Below are 16,880 nucleotides of genomic sequence, written 5' to 3'. Positions count from 1 at the left end.
GACAAGGACAACGATCCCGGCGGGGACCAGCAGCGAATCCAGGAGACAAGGACATGAGTGGACGCACGGCAACCGGCGCGCAACCAATGCCGGCCGATGGACGCAGAGCGCTGAGCGGCGCCGAAGCGCAGCAGCGGGCGCGGGCCATGGCGTGCATGCGCGAGAAGGGCTCCGAATGCCAGGGCCAGGTGCACGTAGGCATCTACTTCGACGGCACCGGCAACAACCGCGAGTGGGAAGGGACCTTTGTAACCGGCAAGACGCGCTCCCCCAAGACCCAGCTGGCCCGCAACGGTCACAGCAATGTGGCGCGCCTGTACGACGCCGCCCTGAAGGAGCGTGGCAACGGCTTCTTCAGCATCTACGTTCCCGGCGTCGGCACGCCATTCGCCGACGTCGGCGATACCAACCAGGATGGTGACACGCTGGGAGGCGGCGCCGCGCGTTATGGTGCGGACCGCATCCACTGGGCCATCCTGCAGGTCATCAATTCGGTACATCAGTACCTGAACGGTGGTGACCTGATCCAGCCCAACGAAGCCAAAGTATTGGTCGCCTCAATGAGCGAGACGCGACTGCTGGAAGGCATGACGCGACGCGCGATGCTCACGGCGATCGCGCAGCGGTTGGAGCGCGTGGTCAAGGGGCACCAGCGCCGCGTCAAGTCGGTGCACGTTTCCGTCTTCGGCTTCTCGCGTGGCGCGGCACAGGCGCGGGCGTTCGTGCACCGGCTGTATGAGACGGCAGAAGCCTGGGGCAGCGGTTGCGGCTACAACATTGCCGGCATTCCGCTCTACCTGAACTTCATGGGCATCTTCGATACCGTTGCGTCGGTCGGCGTTGCTGCGATGAGCCGCGTCTCGAAGGGCAAGTGGGACTGGGCCGCCGGTGACATGATGAGCATTCACCCCGAAGCGCGCCAGAGCGTGCATTTCGCCGCCCTGCACGAGCAGCGGATCAATTTCCCGCTGGACCTGGCGACCAGCGGGAAGGAGGTGCTTTACCCGGGCATGCACTCGGATGTCGGTGGCGGCTACTCGCCCGGCGGCCAGGGCAAGGACTTCGTTTCCGGTGCCGCGAATGGTACCGCCAAGCTTGCGCAGATTCCGTTGATCGACATGCATCATGAGGCCGTCAAGGCAGGCGTGATAATGAAAACGATCGAGGAACTGGGGGCGCAGCCAGTGCTCGCCATGCATTTCGGCTGCCACCCACAGCTGATCCGCGATTACAACGCCTGGCTGACCGGTCACGGTGTCCCCGGAGGCGCGCACACGCAGCAGATTGCAGGACATTGCCGGCAGTACGTTGCCTGGAAGGGCAAGCGGCTGCCGAATGGTCCACAGAGCGTGCTGCAACAGCCGTTCTTCAAGCAGTCCGATGCCGAGGATCAGGTGGATCTGGCCAATGCGCAGCGCGATTTCGCAAATCTGGTTGGAAAGCTGCGCAGGGGCAAGGAGGAGATGGCGGCCTACCGCAGGCAGCTGGACGAAAGCCAGAAGCGCATGGAGGCGGGTCGCAAGATCGGGCGCCCGGTATTTGAACCTACGCCACGGGCCTCCCAGGCGGCTTACGACTACGCAAAAATCCCGGCCGAGACCAGCACTCTGCTTAACCTTGTGCTGGACGGTGCGCCGGTACCCGATGTGAGTACGGTGCTGTTTGACAACTACATGCATGACTCGCTGGCCGGCTTCTACATCGGGAAGTGGACGGAGCTGAATATTCCTGCCGTCAATACCTACGGCTACCTCCGCTATCGCGAGGTCTTCAGTGTGGCCGGCAGGAGGGCTCAGGAGTGCCGGGATCCGGCTACGCTGCCGCCAGCGAACATCCCCACCATCGGCGGCGCGTTCCAGCAGCTGGGCTCGGCAATGGGCGGGTGAGGCGATGCAGCGTCTGGAATGCCCGTTGCGCTTATGCGCCAATCGGGCGCTTCACCTCTGGGAGGCTGGGAGCCATGCATCAGAGCGGGTCAGTGAATCGTCAGCGCCCCGCTGCGCTGCGTCAGCTGCTCCTGGCCAGCCTTGTGCTGCCGTTGGTGGCATGCCGGCAAACCACCTCACAGGATATCGAGCAGGCAGACACCGCCGGCCGTGCGCAGGCCTCCATCGAGGCAAAGGCAGACGCCCATGCCGCGCAGGCGGAGCCGCCGTTGCCGGGTGATCCGGACAGCTCTGAAACGCTCTTCGACGGATTGCTGGATTGCCAGCCGAAGGGCTGGTACCTCAGCACTGAATCAGGCCAGCCCGCGAATCCTTACCTGGCCCTGCACGCGCCCGAACCCTGCGAACGCGATGAGGAGTTCGGGATGGCGCACTTCTGCGTCAAGGCCGATTTCCATGGCCTGCCGGTCTACAGGGTCGTTGCCCATCTGGGAACCGCACCCACGCCCATCGGCATCATGATCGATCTGCCACTGGACCAGGCGCGTGCGCGACTCCGCATGGCGCTGGGGTCTGAGTTTCCCGATGACGCGCGCAGCCGGCGCGGAGAAAGGCCGATGCTGGGTCCCCAGGTCGGCAACGCGCAGAAGTCGCAGTTGATGTGTGCGCCCGATTGGGCCTGATCAAGATGGGCAGGCGATGGCCCGAACAAGCCAAAGGTTGAGGCTACGTCGGTGGTTCGCGCGCTTCTTGTCGAAGGCCTGGAACGGAGAAATGGTGAAGATCAACACCCGTGTCTGGCGTGGACTGCAGCCTGTGCTGCTGCTCGGCCTTCTTCTCTCGGTCGCCGCTTGCACCGGGAAGCCGAATTCATCGCAGAACCCAGCTGCAGGTGTGCCGGCAACGGGGGCGGCCACCAAGACGAAGGAAGTGCCTGCATCTACAGCGCGAAGCGCACGATATGCCGGCGTCAAGATGCTCTTACCTCATTCCGGCTGCGCGTACGAATACAGCCCGGTGGACTTCTGTGATGCGCAGCATCGCGCGCAGATCGACCAGGCCATCCCTACCCAGGTGCCGAACTTCAACCGGCATTACATCCTGGCCCAGCTGGATGAGCGCAAGGAGTACTTCCAGCGCTCCATCGTGCTGATCGACAGCCGCGACGGCGCCGTGTATCCATTGCCCATTGATGCGTTCTCGGGCCCGCTGGTGGGCAAGGAGGGCGCGCGTACCTATGGCACGGTGGAGACATCCGCTGAGAGCGACACGTTCTGCGTGAGCGGCGCACTGCTCGTCTACCGGGCATTCGAAGAGGGCCGCTTCTGCTTCGGATTCGATGGTGCCAGATTCACCGGCCACACCACGCAGTACATGCAGTAGCGGCCGCCTTCACCCGCGAGCGCCGGCCCGGCTGAACGAGCCGGGCTGTCCGACGTGGCGGGCGTCGCACCTTCATGGCATCCTCACGAAACTGATTGGCAACCGGCCATCGACGGATGAACGACATGCAGAAGTGGATCGGACGCACCGCCGGCGGGTTTGCGGTGGCGCTGTGCCTGGCGGCGCCGCTGGCACAGGCCGCCGAACCGGCCTTTGGTGGCTGGCGCAACCTCGACTCCCGCGATGGTGCCGAGCCCGCCTTGCGCGACGTCCCGTTCGCACTGCTGCCGATGCCGGTCGCACGGGATGCGCGCTTTTCGGTGTATGACCGCGAGAGCAAGCGGCTGGTGTGCTGCCTGCAGGTAGCCAGCGCCGAACTGGATGACACGGCGCTGCGCAAGGTCTATCAATTGCCCGAGCAGTGGGTGACAGACCTGCGCAACGGGCGCAGCACGGCCCGCCCGTGGCCGACGCGGGTGTACGAAATGCGCCGCGTTGGCGAACTGGTCGACTACGGGTTCAGCGATGCGCCGGAGGCCTACAGCGATCTGGGAGGCCTGCTGCTGCCTGCCGACGCGCGCCTGCTGCCCGATGGCAGCGTGCAGGCGGGGGCGACCTACCGTCTGCAGTTCCGCAGCACGCCGCTGGGCGATGACAGCAGCGCGCTGGACCGCTTCACCCTGCAACCGGCGCAAGACACAGGCAAGCCGGTGATCGTCGAAGTGTCTTACGGAACCTATTGATCCGGAACGTTAATCCGTCGTGACGGCGGTCGCGTGCGCCGCCGTTTTCCATCTGCTACCGTCGCCCTACAGGGGAAGGACCTGCCCGCCGCATCGCGGAGGGCAGCAACGGTAGGAACGCCATGGAAGCGATTCGCAACCTCATGGTGCAGGCAGCGGGTCTTGATGCCGGCAGCCGCCTGTATCGGTTGGATCTCCCCGGCATGCCGGCGGTCGTTGTCGACCGGTGGCACGGGCGTGATGCCCTGTCGCAGGGGCGGCATCTTCAGATCGATGTACTCGCGCTGGACGCATCGCTGCCACTGGCTGACTGGCCGGGGCGGCCCGCATGCCTGCATGTGCACCTGGCCGATGGCCAGGATTGGCCGCGTCACGGCGTGATCGCCGATGCGCAGTGCGTGGGCGCTGACGGTGGACTGGTGCGCTATCGCATCACGCTGCGTGACTGGACCTGGTGGCTCGACCAGGCCCGCTGCAGCCGCGTGTTCCAGGAACAGAGCGTGCGCGAGATCGTGGACGCGGTGTTCCAGATGCACCCGCAACATGCGCATTGGCGCTGGAGCGATGAGGTCGACGGGATGCTGGCCGCATCCCGGCCGCGCAGCTATTGCGTGCAGTACCGCGAGACCGACCTGGCCTTCGTGCAGCGTTTGCTGGCCGAAGAAGGGCTGGGCTGGTGCGTGCAGGATACCGGGGAGGCGACGGCCGGCCACGGCGTGCTGCTGTTCGCCGATTCGACCCTCCTGCCGGAAGCCGCTGCGTCGCAGTCGGCGGGAGGGATCCGCTTCCATCGCGCCGATGGCACCGAGCAGAGTGATGGCGTGCAGCAGCTCGGCCTGCAACGGCGGCTGCAGAGCACGCACGTGCAGCTGCACAGCAGCGACTACCGCAGTGCGCGCTCGCTGGCCGGCCAGTTGCCGGTGCAGGGCAGCGGGCAGGCGCGGCGCGAGGACTACGACCCGGTTGGCGCGCATGCCTTTGCCGACGCGGCCGAGCTGCAGCACCACGCACGGCTGGTCGCCGAGGCACTGGAGGCGCAGGCACTGCAATGGCACGGTCGTGGCAGCGTGCGCAGCGCTGATGCCGGCCAGGTCTGGTCATTGAGCGGAACGCCGGGGGCGGTGCCGACCGAACTGCTGCTGGTGGACGTCGAGCACGCCGGGGTCAACAACCTGCCGGTGGACCTGCGCCAGGCGCTGGCAGCGATGGACGATGCCGCCGCGACCGCGGACACGCTGCAGGTGGCTGCCCAGACACAGGGCTACGCACAGACATTCATCGCGCTACCCCGCGACCGGCGTTGGCGTCCAACGCTCTGGGACGGCACGGGCGCTCGACGCAATCCGCGGCCGCTGGCGCCGGGCTACCAGACAGCGGTCGTGGTGGCGGCGCAGGGCGCCGACGGCGCCGAGCTGCACGCCGATGCACTGGGACGGATCCGCGTGCGGTTCCACTTCCAGCAGGAAGAGGGCAGCACGGACAGCGCGTGGCTGCGCGTCGCGCAGCGCTATGCGGGGCCGGGCGTGGGCAGCCAGTTCCTGCCCCGTATCGGCCAGGAAGTCCTGGTGGGCTTCCTCGAGGGCGACATTGACCGGCCGCTGGTGCTGGGCGCGCTGTACAACGGGCGCGGCGAAGCCGGCGTCGCGCCGACACCGGCGGGCGCCAGCGCGGAGGCCGATACGTCCATGTACGCACAGGCGAGGGATGGCACCGGCAGTGCGCAGGCCAACCTCGGGGGCGGCCAGGCGCCTGCCTGGCACGCGGCGGCGGCCGGAGAGCAGGCACACCGCAACGCCGGTGCGCTGTGGGGCCTGCAATCACGGGAGTGGCAGGGGGCCGGCTGGAACCGTCTGCTGTTCGACGACAGCGACCAGCAGCTGCGGGCCCAGCTGGCCAGCAGCCAGCAGGCTTCGGCATTGACGCTGGGGCATCTGCGCCATCAGGCGGACAACCATCGAGGCAGCTTCCGCGGCAGTGGATTCGAGTTGCGCAGCGACGCCTGGGGCAGCGTGCGCGGACAAGGCGGGCTCTGGTTGAGTGCCTATGCCCGCCGCAGCGTCGACCCGGCAGGTGCGGCGGCACAGCCTGCTGCGCTGTTGCAGCAGCTGGCCACGCTGGCCCACAGCCATGCTGCGGCGGCGGGTACGCATCTGACAGTGCGGCCGGCCGCGCATGTCGGCGTGCAATCGCCGCAGCGCTCGCGGTTGGACGGTTCGCAGTCACCGCTGCCGGTGCTGCTGGCCAGCGTGCGCAGTACGGTGCCCGGTAGCGCGTTGCAGGATGCGGCCGGCTCGGCGCCGGAACGCAGCGGTGATGCCGGCGAGGGCCGCGTTCCGCATACCGGCGATGCCCTGCTGGGCCTGGCTGCACCTGATGGTGCGCTGATGGTGGCCGGACAGGGGCTGCATTGGGCGCCGGGCGAGACTCTGGCACTGGGCAGCGGCCAGCACGGTGAGGCCGTGGTGATGGGGCAGGCGCGCTGGCATGGACGGCAGGCCATCGGCGTACTGGCCGCGACACTGGAGGGGGCTGATCCGGGCGAGCCGGCGCTGACCCTGGCCAGTGGCGAACAGGTGCTGGACGTCAAGGCGCAACAGGACGAGGTGCGCGTGCAGTCGCGGCAGTCGCTGCGGGGCACGAGCGCACAGGGTGCCGTGGAGGTGGCTGCGGGCCGGACGGTGCAGGTGGCCACCGCAGGCGGGGCCAGCATCACCCTCAGCGGCGGCAACATCGTGTTCAACGCACCCGGGAGGATCGCCGTGCACGCCGGACGCAAGTCGTTCCTGCCCGGCGATCGCGGCCGTTACCCGTTGCCGGTCTTCCCGCAGTCGGTCTGCAAGGAATGCCTGCTGCTGGCCGCACAGCGTGCAGCCCCGCTGACACCGAAGGGAGGCTGAGCGTGGCCAACGACTGGCAGTTCCCACCGTTCTCGCCACCGCCGTTGGAGGAGGGCACCCAGCGTTACGTTCTGCTTGATGGCGCGCAGTGCGAGCAGCCCCTGCAACTGCTGCGCGCGCTGCCCTGGGCGCCGCTGCCCCTGTTTGACGGCCTGCTGGCCGATGGCACGGATGACGCCAGCGTGTTCCTCGCGCGCCTGCCGCGTGGCCTGGAGCTTGACGGTTTCCTGCAGCGTGCGGCGTCGTACGCGCGTTCTCCGGGCCTGCTCAGCCTGATCGACACGGCATTGCCTGCGGAAGAGCTGCAGCAGCGGCTGCAGAGACGGCTGGACGCCAGCTACCCGAACGGCAAGCTGTTCCTGGCCCGCTTCTTCGACGCGCGGGTGCTGCCATGGTGGGTGCAGGTGCTGGACGCGGCGCAGTGCCGGGCCTTCCTGGCGCTGGGAGAGCGCTGGTGGTACCTGCGCCACGATCTGAAATGGGCGCACCTGGAATTGCAGGACAGCGTGCAGGATCCGCACGATCCTCCCTGGGTGCTGGAGGCGGCGCAGCGGCGCGCCCTGATCGATGCCAGCTACCCCTACACGCTGATCGATCACTTCCAGCTCTCCGATCCGGAGCTGCTGGCGCGGCTTCCCCGTGCGCGCTGGTATACCTTCTTCCGACGGGTGGTGGCCACGGCCGCGGACGTCGGCATCGAGGACAGCCGACGGCTGGTGATGGTGTCGACCTGGGCGCTGCTGGCCGGTGTCGATCTTGGCGAGGATCCCGCATGGCGGCTTCGCCTGCAGGACTTCGCGGCGGGGCGGCGCAGCGCTGCCGATATCGGTGACGAAGTGTGGCCGCTTGAAGAAAGCTGGGACTGAACGGAGCGCGATCGGAATGATGGGCAACAAGTACCTGTGGTGGAGCGCGCTGGCGGTGATCGCGCTGCTGGTGGTGGGCGTCGGCTGCAGCCGGGCGATGGCGCGCGGCAAGACGCCGATCATGTCGTTGTTCGCGTTCAACTACAGCCCGTATTACCTCGACGATGTAAGGGTGGATGGGCAGTTTCTGGGCGGAATCGGTGGATACACCAACGGTGGCTCCGGCATGGCCCCGCGTGCGCCCCGAGGCAAGGGGCCGCACAGCGTGCGCGTGCGCTGGATCGAGGCCAACCGATACGATCTGGCCACCAACCGCTATCTGGATGAAGGGCACCGCGTGCCGCGTGAAGCCGTGGTACCGCTGAAGACGCCCTATCCGCCCAACCCGGCCACCTTGCTGCTGCACTTCTATGCGGACGGCCATGTCGAGGCCGAGCTGCTGGACAAGGGCGTGAACAAGTGGGACGTACGGCGCATGCCAGTGCCGAAGGAGCACAAGGACCATGACCAGTATTGATCCGACCGCGATTCCCGGGCAGGTGGATCTTGAACCGGGCACCCCGGATCCGGTCGCCCAGGCTGAGGGCACGGCACGCACTGCGCGACTGGCCCGCGGCACACGTCCGCTGAGCGATGCCGAGCGCCGCCGTCGCCAGGAGGCGATGTGTGGCACCGTGCCCGACAAGGAAGCGGCCACTACGGGATGCACGCAGAGCCTGCACCTGGCCGTATTCTTCGATGGCACCGGCAACAATCGCGATGAGGAGCTGAACAAGGCCCAGAATGAGCGCGCATTGTCGAACATCGCCCGCTTGTTCATCGCGCACAGGGACGACACACGGAACATAAAACGGCAGTACCTGTCCGGCGTAGGAACACCGTGCCCGGAGGTCGGTGATAAGGGGGGGCTGCTGGGGCTGTCCATCGGCAAGGGCGGGCGCGAGCGCATCGACTTCGCGCTGCAGTCGCTGGACGAGCTGATAGACAGCCAGCCCGAGCCGATGCGCATCCTGGTGGTCAGCGTGTCGGTACTGGGCTTTTCGCGCGGAGCGGCTTCGGCACGCGCGTTCGCCCGCGATCTGGCCGCGCGCTGCCGACGCCAGGCCGATGGCACCTGGCTGTACCGCGAGCGTATTCCGCTGCGGATCGGATTCATGGGCGTGTTCGATACGGTGTGCTCGGTGTGGCCCAGCCTGACGGCGGCGGCAGTGAACTACCGCAATGGGCATACCGGATGGGCTGAAGGCATGACCATACCGGAGATCGTGGAGCAGTCGGTGCACATGACCGCCGCCCATGAGCTGCGCGGCCAGTTCCCCCTGGATTCCACCCGCGAGCATGCCCAATACCCCGCCAACACGGTGGAAATATGGTTCCCGGGTGTGCACTCGGACGTGGGCGGTGGCTACGATCCCCAGCACCAGGGGCGCCGGAACAGCATCGCGCGCTTTGCCCTGAACGAGATGTATGACATGGCGCAGGCCAGGGGGGTGCTGCTCAACCCGATCAGTCGCCTGGAACAGCACGTCAAGGCTGAGTTCGACAAGCAGGATCCGGAACTGCAGGCGGTGTTCAACGCCTATCTGCAGGCGGTGCGGGTCAAGCGTGGACGCATGGAGGACGTGCAGGCGTCGCATATGGAGCTGCTGTATCGCTGGCTGCGCGTGCGCGTGGCACGTGGTGACCAGTTGCCGTCGATGCAGCGGCTTGCTGCACGCGAAGAGGCCCTGCGCGAACAGGTGCGCACGCTGCGCCGACGGCAGTCGCAGCTGCCATCGCCCTGGGACAACGACAACCTGCATCTGGCCGACCAGGGCAATGCGGAGAAGACCGCCGAATGGAACCGGGTGTCAGACGAGCTGAAGGCGCGCAACGATGAGCTCTCTGCGGTACGCAAGCAGCGCCGGGGGCTGGAGAAGGAGAACGACACGCTGCTGGACAAGATCGTCAGCCTGCGACGGCGCCGGGAGCGCGGCAGAACGCTGACCATGGCCGAGCGGGTCACTCTGGAATCCTGGGACAATGCGACCCTGCTGCCGCCGGACGTGGAGACCTTCTTCGACGGGTACGGTCATGACTCGGTGGCGCACTGGTTCATCGGCAACCTGAGCCAATGGCGGGTGCTGTACTTCGGCGCGACCAAGTACACGCCCGGCAAGGTCGAGGAGACGGCGGATACGCGAGAAGCCGTGCCCGGCTGAGGGGGCAGGGTACACTGGCCGGCGCAGCCCTTGGCCGTGCCGTCGATTGTGAGACCCGTGACCCGCCTGATCCTGTTGTTGTCCTGTTCGCTGCTGGCGGCCTGCGCCAGCGCGCCTCCGCCGGCTCCGGTCCCGTCGGATGCGCTGTGGAGGCTTATCGAGCGCGATTGCCGCGGTGCCGATGTGCCGCGTGGCGCCTGCCTGCAACGGGACGCGACCGCGGCCCGCCGCGATGTGCTCATCAAGGACGCCCATGGCGACTACCAGTTCCTGCTGATGCCACTGGACAAGGTCAGTGGCATCGAGAGCGCTGTGCTGTACCAGCGCGGTGCGCCGAACTACTTCGCGGCTGCCTGGCAGGCCCGCGGGCATACCGAACAGGCGCTGGGCCGCCCCCTGCCGCGCACTGTCGCAAGCCTTGCACTGAACTCGCCGCACGGCCGTTCCCAGCATCAGCTTCACATCCACATCGACTGCCTGCGCGCCGATGTGCTGCAGGCGCTGGACACGCACGCCGCGGCGGTCGGAATGCAGTGGGCGGCGTTGCCCGTGCCGCTGCGTGGCCATCGTTACGTTGCGCGCATGCTGCCGGGAGCAGAACTGCGTGCCAATCCATTGAACCTGCTCGCCTATGACCTGAGCGGGCTGCCCGATGTCGGCCAATGGAGCCTGGTGGTGGCAGGCCGCGAGAATGTGCTGGGAGGCCCCGGCTTCATTCTGCTGGCGACCCGCCTGGATCCCGCGACCGGCAACGAGGCCAGCGGCGAGGAGCTGCAGGACCATGCGTGCTCGGTACTGACCGGGGCGGATGCGGCGCTGGAGCGGGTCCGCTAGTCCGGGCGGACCTGTTGTCGCCAGCGCGGCGCGGTCAAGGCCAGCAGTTGCCGGTCCTGCCAGCCATCGATATCCAGATGGTGATCGCGCAGCAGGCCTTCATGCTCGAACCCCACCGAACGCAGTGCATCGACGAAAGGCGTGCTGCTGGCCACCGGAAGCAGGGTGAACACGCGATGCAGTCCGACCTGGTCGAACAGGAAGGGGCACAGCGCCTGCAACGCCTGCGCGGGATGCTCGTGGCTGTGCTGCATTGAACGCAGCTCGGCGCAACGGGCGTGGGCGGAGTGCAGCTGGATCTGCAGTTGATCATGCAGCATGCCGTGCCGGTCATCGAACACGCCCAGCAGCAGCTGGTCGTTGTCCTGCTGCAGGCGTGAACGGTGGACGCCCGCCAGGAAGCGCGCTTCCTCGTCGACGCCGGACTGGCGCAGGATGCCGCGGCTCCTTCGGTCGTCGAAGGCGCGCCAGCGTGGCAGATCGGCGCGGTTGAACAGGCGCAGGGTGATCGGGGCCGCCTGCAGCTGCACAAGGTGTTGGCGCAGCACGGGGCGGAGCGGCGGAATCGGAGGGCCAAAGGAACAGGTCGTCATGGCTTGACGATGCCCGTACATGCGCCGCCACACCATCAAGAATGTTGTAAAACGCACGTTGTCAGCGCGCGGCGTCACTTATCAGGTTCCGGCATAAGCCCATCAGGCCTGGTCATTTCCGCTGAAACTGTCCGTTCGGGACACTTTCGTTACGGGATCGTTATGCGTGCACAGGCCGCCGCGTCCCGTCCAATCGTCCAACTCCCCCAGGAAGCCCATGTCCGCCTCTCCCCAGGCGCTGCGCCATCGTCCGCTGGTGCTCGCGCTGTCGTCCCTGATGCTGGCCTCGTTGCCCGCCTTCGCGCAGGAAAGCGCACCTACATCGCTGCAGGAAGTGAAGGTCACCGGTTCGCGCATTCCGCGCGCCAGCGTTGAAGGGCCGTCGCCGGTGACCGTGATCAGCCGGGAGCAGATCGACGCGCAGGGCTACCGCAATGCATTCGACGCCCTGAGTGCGCTGACCGAGAACACCGGCAACGTGCAGGGCGAGGATTACGGCAATACCTTCACCCCGGCCGCCAACACCATCAATCTGCGCGGGTTGGGGCCGAACCGCACGCTGGTGCTGGTCAACGGTCGTCGCCAGTCCGACTACCCGCTGGCCTACGAAGGCTCGGTCAACGTGGTGAACCTGGCCAACATTCCCAGCGCCCTCATCGAGCGTATCGAAGTGCTCGCCGGCGGCGCTTCGGCCGTGTACGGTTCCGACGCCATCGCCGGCGTGGTCAACATCATTCTCAAGGAGCGCTACGACGGCGTGGACATCAACGTTCGTGCCGGCGGTACCGAGCAGGGCGGGGGAGACAACCAGCGCGTGCAGGTGGTGGGAGGTGGTGCCGGTGAGCGATGGGAAGGCGTGTTCGGCTTCGAGCTGGGAATCCGCAAGGCCATCCACGCACGCCAGCGCGATTTCATGGACTCGCTGGACGATGATCCGCGTGGCACGGTCCCGCAGGCCACGGCCATCGCCTATCGGCGCAATGCAGCCACCGGCAGGAACATCGACCCGGGCAGTGACGGCTGCGATGCCGCTTCCGGGATCTACGGCGGGAGCGTGTTCCGCGCCACCAATCCGCGCCTGGGCAGTTACTGCGGCAGCAACGAGGCCGCCGCCAGCAACTGGACCGTGCAGACTGAAAAGCGCAACCTCGATGGCTATGGCCTGCTGACCTTCCACCTGGACGAACGGACCGATCTGTTCGCCGACCTCGCCGTGGGCAGCGCGACCATCTACAACAATACCCGTGCCCCGACCTGGACGTCCGCACGCAATTACTTCTACAACCAGAACAGTGGTGAACTGGAGAGCTGGTATCGCCGGTTCGCACCGGAAGAAGTGGGCGGCTTGCCGCGCAACGCCAATCGCTTCCTGGAAAAGTCGTGGTCGTTCAACGTCGGTGTACGCGGCCAACTGGGTGACAGCGACTGGGACTACGAGGCCGTCTACAGCCGCTCGCGCTACGAGAACCGGACGCGGCGGCCGGTGCTGCTGGCGGGAATCAACGAATACCTGCTCGGCCCCACGCTGGGCGTGCGCGACGGGGTGGAAGTCTACGCGCCGGATCCGGCACGGCTTTACCAGCCGCTGACGCCGGACGAGTACGGGCAGTTGTCCGGTTACCAGGAGAGCCGCAATGCGGCGTGGCTGCAGACCTTCAGCGCCAGCGTCAACGGCCGCCTGTTCGAACTGCCCGGGGGAGACGCGGCGCTGGCGGCCGTGGTCGAGGCCGGCAGCCAAGGGTATCGCAACCGACCGGACCCGCGGCTGGGAACCGGAGAGTTCTGGAACACCAGTGCCGGCGTTGGCGCAGGAGGAGAGCGTGATCGCTATGCGGTGGGCGCCGAACTGCAGCTGCCGTTGCTGCCGCGCCTGACCACCACGCTGGCGGGCCGCTACGATCAGTACCGGGCCGCAGGCGAACACATCGGCAAGGCGACGTGGAGCTTCGGCGTGGAGTTCCGCCCGCTGGACAGCCTGTTGATCCGTGGCACGGCCGCCACCAGTTTCCGTGCGCCGGACATGAACTACGTGTTCGCCACTGAAACCCGCGGCTACAACCCGGGCATGACCGATTACTGGCGGTGCCGTACCGCCGGTCAGCCGTATGACGACTGCGACTTCAACGGCCTGTCCATCGACTTCAGCAACCGCGCCAATCCGCAGCTGCAACCGGAAACCGCCAAGTCGTACGGCTTCGGTGTGGTCTGGTCGCCGCTGGCAAGCCTGGATTTCAGTGCGGACTACTACGACATCCGCATCGACAACGAGGTGACCAATCTCGACAGCAGCCGCATCCTGCGCGACGAAGCCGATTGCCGCCTCGGCCGTACCCTGGGCGGTGAAGTGCGCGATATCGGTTCGCCGCTGTGCCAGGACGCGCTGGCCCGCGTGATCCGTAATCCTTCCACGGCGGCGGTGCAGCCGGACCAGGTCACCCGGGTGCTGATCAATCCGATCAACGCGGCATCCGAATCCGTGCGCGGCATCGATCTGAAGGGCAACTGGCGTTTCGATGCCGGGCGGGCGGGGCGCTTCACCACGCGCCTGGCCTACACCGTCGTGCTTGAGCATGAGTACCGGCAGTTCGCCGATGACGAGGTGCGTGACATCCGCAATTCCCTCGACGACTGGCAGTGGCGCAGCAAGGTCAACGGCAGCGTGACCTGGAGCCGCGGTGACTGGACCGCGACGGTGTACGGCAACCGCTATGGCTCGCTGCCGAAGAGCGACGGCAGCGGCCGCATCGGACCGTACATGACGTACAACGCGAGCGTGTTCCGCACCTTCGGCGACAACCTGTCGCTGGGTGTCATCGTCAACAACCTGCGCAACAGCCGGCCGCCGGCGGACCGCAACGGGGGGGGCTGGCCGTTCTATCCGGTCGGCAACTACGACCCCTATGGCCGCCAGTTCTGGGTGGAGATGGATTACCGCTTCAACTGAGCAGCGCAGGTGGGGCGCCTCTTCGACTCGCGTCTGCGGCGAGCGGAGAGGCGTCGCTTGGTGCCTTCACGACGCGCGGACAGTCGTCACAGCCATCCGCAATCACGCTTACGGCAACGCCTGTACCAGATAGGATTCGATGACGTAGCTGAAAGGTTGCTGCTGGCGGTCGCGCAGCAAGGCGCGTACTTCCAGGATGATGCCGTGGTCGCCCTCGCCACGGGGGGGCCAGAAGGTCTGGTCGGCTTCGGTCTCGCGCTGGAAGCCCAGCGGGCCGACCACGCGGCCGAAAGGCTCGTCGGTGCTGTCCAGCACCTGGTTCATCGCCGCACTGAGATGGCCGGGCAGGTACCAGTTGTCGGCCTCGGACAGCACGCGGTTCCCGCACACCAGCTGCACGCGGCGGTAGCGCAGCGCGGCGCTGGAGTCGGCGCCCAGTGCCTGCAGCACCTCGGCCGGGGCCTGCTTGTCATCGCCATGGATGCGCACCGCGCGGACGCGGGCCTGCTGGGCCAGGCCGTGTTCGGCACACCAGCTTTCCAGCGTGGCTGTGGCGCTCTGCCCGGACAGCACCCGCTGATGCAGCCGTTCGACCAGCGCCGCCGGGGCGATCCGCTGCTGGCCAGGCGGTGCCTGCGGCGGCGGAGCGCCGACGGCATCGCTGGCGGACAGGCTGGCGATCGGCGCGGCGGCAAGCAGTGAAGCGGCCTGCCAGCGGCGGATACGATCGTGGCGGTCGGACGGGCCCATGCGGCATCACAGCGGAAACAGGTGTCTATGGTACCCGTTCAGCGCTGTGTACGGCGCACCCGCCGCGCCCCTGCACCCGGCGATATTCATCGAACGGGCTCATACCGGCTCGCGCTGCACCTGCTGCCACAGCTCGCTGGCCAGCGCACGCACGGCATCATCGGCGTCGCCACGGTGCAGCAGCCCGATCTCGTAGTTGTCGATCACCGGCAGGTTCCGTTCGCCGTCGATGATGCGGTGTCCGCGGCCCACTGCCCGGCGCGGCAGCAGGCTGATGCCGATGCCATCGGCAACCGCGCCCTGGATGCCGCTGAGCGATGAACTGGTGAAGGCGATGCGCCAGCGCAGGCCGAGTGCTTCGACCGCCTGGATCATTTCGTCGCGGTACAGTCCGCGCGGCGGGAAGGTCACCAGCGGCAGGGGCTCCTGCAGCAGGCAGCCACTGCGCAGGCTGTCGATCCAGTGCATGGGTTCACGCCGGCAATGCACGGCCTGGCGGCTGTTGCGGCGCTGCTTGACCAGGACCAGATCCAGTTCACCATGATCGAAGCCATGGGCCAGATCGCGGCTGAGGCCGCTGCTGATCTCCAGCTTCACCTGCGGATGGCGGCGGCTGAAAGCGGCCAGCATGCGCGTGGTCTGCGCGTTGACGAAGTCCTCGGGTACACCGATGCGGACCGCTGTTTCGACCGTGGCGCCCGCCAACGCCTGTGCCATTTCCTCGTTCAGGTCGAGCATGCGCCGGGCATAGCCCAGCAGCGTGTGGCCGGCGTCGGTGGGCTGCACATCGCGATGGCCACGCTCGAGCAGGCGATGACCGGCCAGGTCTTCCAGACGACGCACCTTCTGGCTGACCGTGGACTGGGTCGAGTGCAGGCGGGTGGCCGCAGTGGTGAAGCTGCCGCAGTCGGCCACCATCACCAGGGCCCGCAGCAGGTCCAGTTCGAACAGTGACCTATTCGATTTTGAACTTTCTTGCATTTGAACATTTCATTTCTGGATACCCGTGGCGACTTCTACCATGCGGCCAAGGTACCGGCAACGTCCGGCCGACTGATTCCGGAGGGTTCATCATGTACCTGCAACACCGCTGCCTGCGCTGGGCTGCGCCCTCACGGCGCGCGCTTCTGCTGTGCCTGCTGGCCGTGGCATTTCCGGCCTGTGCCGCAGACCCGTCCGGCCAGGCCGACGTGCGGTTGCGGGAGGCCGCCAGCCGCGGCGATGCCGGAGCGGTGCGCCAGGCACTGGCCGATGGCGCGGCCTTGGAAGCGCGCGACGCACAGGGCCGCACCGCGCTGCTGCTGGCGACCCATGGCAACCGCGTGGACGCGGCGCGCGTGCTGATCGAGGCGGGGGCCGATGTCAACGCCAAGGACAGGCTGCAGGACAGTGCCTATCTGTACGCCGGTGCGCGCGGACTGGACGGGATCCTGGCCTTGACCCTGAGCCATGGTGCAGACCTGAGCAGCACCAATCGTTATGGCGGCACCGCCCTGATTCCCGCCGCCGAGCGTGGCCACGTCACCACGGTGCGCATGCTGCTGCGTGCGGGCGTGGCAGTGGACCACGTCAATCGACTGCAGTGGACGGCGCTGCTGGAGGCGATCCTGCTCGGCGACGGAGGGCCGCGCCACACGCAGATCGTGCAGCTGCTGCTCGAAGCGGGCGCCGATCCTGAGCTGGCCGACGGCGAGGGCGTGACGCCGCTGGCTCATGCGCGCCAGCGCGGATTCGCCGCGATCGAAACCCTGCTGCGCCAGCATGGCGCGACACGCTGATATCT

14 protein-coding genes are annotated in these 16,880 nt (G+C 67.1%); 11 read left to right on the top strand and 3 right to left on the bottom strand.

Annotation, left to right across the window (positions count from 1 at the left end):
• Nucleotides 1–53 precede the first annotated feature (53 nt).
• From N5J29_RS15180 to N5J29_RS15140, 9 genes are all read left to right on the top strand, one after another.
• Nucleotides 54–1,886 carry a DUF2235 domain-containing protein gene (locus N5J29_RS15180; protein ID WP_229765839.1) on the top strand — a complete coding sequence of 611 codons (1,833 nt, stop codon included), beginning with the start codon at nucleotides 54–56 and terminating at the stop codon, nucleotides 1,884–1,886.
• Nucleotides 1,887–1,978: 92 nt separating this feature from the next.
• A complete protein-coding gene (locus N5J29_RS15175) occupies nucleotides 1,979–2,569 on the top strand; it encodes a hypothetical protein (protein ID WP_053518388.1) in 591 nt (196 codons plus the stop codon).
• A 91-nt stretch (nucleotides 2,570–2,660) separates the two neighbouring features.
• Entirely contained in the window at nucleotides 2,661–3,269 is a 609-nt protein-coding gene (locus N5J29_RS15170) for a hypothetical protein (protein ID WP_204313630.1), read from the top strand.
• Between the two features lie 125 nt (nucleotides 3,270–3,394).
• Complete coding sequence (locus tag N5J29_RS15165) at nucleotides 3,395–4,012, top strand: decarboxylase (RefSeq protein ID WP_164151831.1); 618 nt, start codon at nucleotides 3,395–3,397, stop codon at nucleotides 4,010–4,012.
• Nucleotides 4,013–4,134: 122 nt separating this feature from the next.
• Nucleotides 4,135–6,909: a type VI secretion system tip protein TssI/VgrG gene (gene tssI / locus N5J29_RS15160; RefSeq protein ID WP_164151829.1), complete on the top strand. Its 2,775-nt coding sequence runs from the start codon at nucleotides 4,135–4,137 to the stop codon at nucleotides 6,907–6,909.
• A 2-nt stretch (nucleotides 6,910–6,911) separates the two neighbouring features.
• Nucleotides 6,912–7,775, top strand: a complete 864-nt coding sequence (locus N5J29_RS15155; protein WP_065182771.1) for a DUF4123 domain-containing protein — start codon at nucleotides 6,912–6,914, stop codon at nucleotides 7,773–7,775.
• Between the two features lie 16 nt (nucleotides 7,776–7,791).
• Nucleotides 7,792–8,292: a DUF3304 domain-containing protein gene (locus N5J29_RS15150; protein ID WP_111185948.1), complete on the top strand. Its 501-nt coding sequence runs from the start codon at nucleotides 7,792–7,794 to the stop codon at nucleotides 8,290–8,292.
• Entirely contained in the window at nucleotides 8,279–9,976 is a 1,698-nt protein-coding gene (locus N5J29_RS15145; protein ID WP_164151827.1) for a DUF2235 domain-containing protein, read from the top strand. The genes N5J29_RS15150 and N5J29_RS15145 overlap by 14 nt, the downstream gene beginning before the upstream one ends.
• Before the next feature lie 57 nt (nucleotides 9,977–10,033).
• A complete protein-coding gene (locus N5J29_RS15140; protein ID WP_279924468.1) occupies nucleotides 10,034–10,810 on the top strand; it encodes a CDP-diacylglycerol diphosphatase in 777 nt (258 codons plus the stop codon).
• Here N5J29_RS15140 and N5J29_RS15135 read toward each other — a convergent pair.
• Entirely contained in the window at nucleotides 10,807–11,358 is a 552-nt protein-coding gene (locus N5J29_RS15135) for a GNAT family protein (RefSeq protein ID WP_315974039.1), read from the bottom strand. The genes N5J29_RS15140 and N5J29_RS15135 overlap by 4 nt on opposite strands.
• A 262-nt stretch (nucleotides 11,359–11,620) precedes the next feature.
• Between N5J29_RS15135 and N5J29_RS15130 the strand changes: the two genes are divergently transcribed.
• A complete protein-coding gene (locus N5J29_RS15130) occupies nucleotides 11,621–14,347 on the top strand; it encodes a TonB-dependent receptor (protein WP_164151821.1) in 2,727 nt (908 codons plus the stop codon).
• 108 nt (nucleotides 14,348–14,455) lie between these two features.
• Here the strand turns inward: N5J29_RS15130 and N5J29_RS15125 are convergent, their stop codons facing one another.
• A complete protein-coding gene (locus N5J29_RS15125) occupies nucleotides 14,456–15,097 on the bottom strand; it encodes a hypothetical protein (RefSeq protein WP_111185944.1) in 642 nt (213 codons plus the stop codon).
• A gap of 99 nt (nucleotides 15,098–15,196) precedes the next feature.
• The gene (locus N5J29_RS15120) at nucleotides 15,197–16,078 is read right to left on the bottom strand and encodes a LysR substrate-binding domain-containing protein (RefSeq protein WP_164151820.1); all 882 of its coding nucleotides are present in this window, start codon (nucleotides 16,076–16,078) and stop codon (nucleotides 15,197–15,199) included.
• Nucleotides 16,079–16,170: 92 nt separating this feature from the next.
• On the opposite strand from N5J29_RS15120, the gene N5J29_RS15115 reads away from it, so the two are divergent.
• The gene (locus N5J29_RS15115; protein WP_164151818.1) at nucleotides 16,171–16,875 is read left to right on the top strand and encodes an ankyrin repeat domain-containing protein; all 705 of its coding nucleotides are present in this window, start codon (nucleotides 16,171–16,173) and stop codon (nucleotides 16,873–16,875) included.
• Nucleotides 16,876–16,880 lie beyond the last annotated feature (5 nt).

The organism is Stenotrophomonas sp. GD03680 (assembly GCF_029844625.1).
Taxonomy (GTDB): domain Bacteria; phylum Pseudomonadota; class Gammaproteobacteria; order Xanthomonadales; family Xanthomonadaceae; genus Stenotrophomonas; species Stenotrophomonas maltophilia_P.
This window is presented reverse-complemented; position numbering and strand designations above follow the sequence as displayed.

Bases quoted from the DNA above. Each gene is read 5' to 3' on its own strand.
- N5J29_RS15130 (WP_164151821.1), top strand. From the start codon at position 11,621: ATGTCCGCCTCTCCCCAGGCGCTGCGCCATCGTCCGCTGGTGCTCGCG.
- N5J29_RS15150 (WP_111185948.1), top strand. From the start codon at position 7,792: ATGATGGGCAACAAGTACCTGTGGTGGAGCGCGCTGGCGGTGATCGCG.
- N5J29_RS15180 (WP_229765839.1), top strand. From the start codon at position 54: ATGAGTGGACGCACGGCAACCGGCGCGCAACCAATGCCGGCCGATGGA.
- N5J29_RS15170 (WP_204313630.1), top strand. From the start codon at position 2,661: ATGGTGAAGATCAACACCCGTGTCTGGCGTGGACTGCAGCCTGTGCTG.
- N5J29_RS15165 (WP_164151831.1), top strand. From the start codon at position 3,395: ATGCAGAAGTGGATCGGACGCACCGCCGGCGGGTTTGCGGTGGCGCTG.
- tssI (WP_164151829.1), top strand. From the start codon at position 4,135: ATGGAAGCGATTCGCAACCTCATGGTGCAGGCAGCGGGTCTTGATGCC.
- N5J29_RS15125 (WP_111185944.1), bottom strand. From the start codon at position 15,097: ATGGGCCCGTCCGACCGCCACGATCGTATCCGCCGCTGGCAGGCCGCT.
- N5J29_RS15145 (WP_164151827.1), top strand. From the start codon at position 8,279: ATGACCAGTATTGATCCGACCGCGATTCCCGGGCAGGTGGATCTTGAA.
- N5J29_RS15115 (WP_164151818.1), top strand. From the start codon at position 16,171: ATGTACCTGCAACACCGCTGCCTGCGCTGGGCTGCGCCCTCACGGCGC.
- N5J29_RS15120 (WP_164151820.1), bottom strand. From the start codon at position 16,078: ATGCAAGAAAGTTCAAAATCGAATAGGTCACTGTTCGAACTGGACCTG.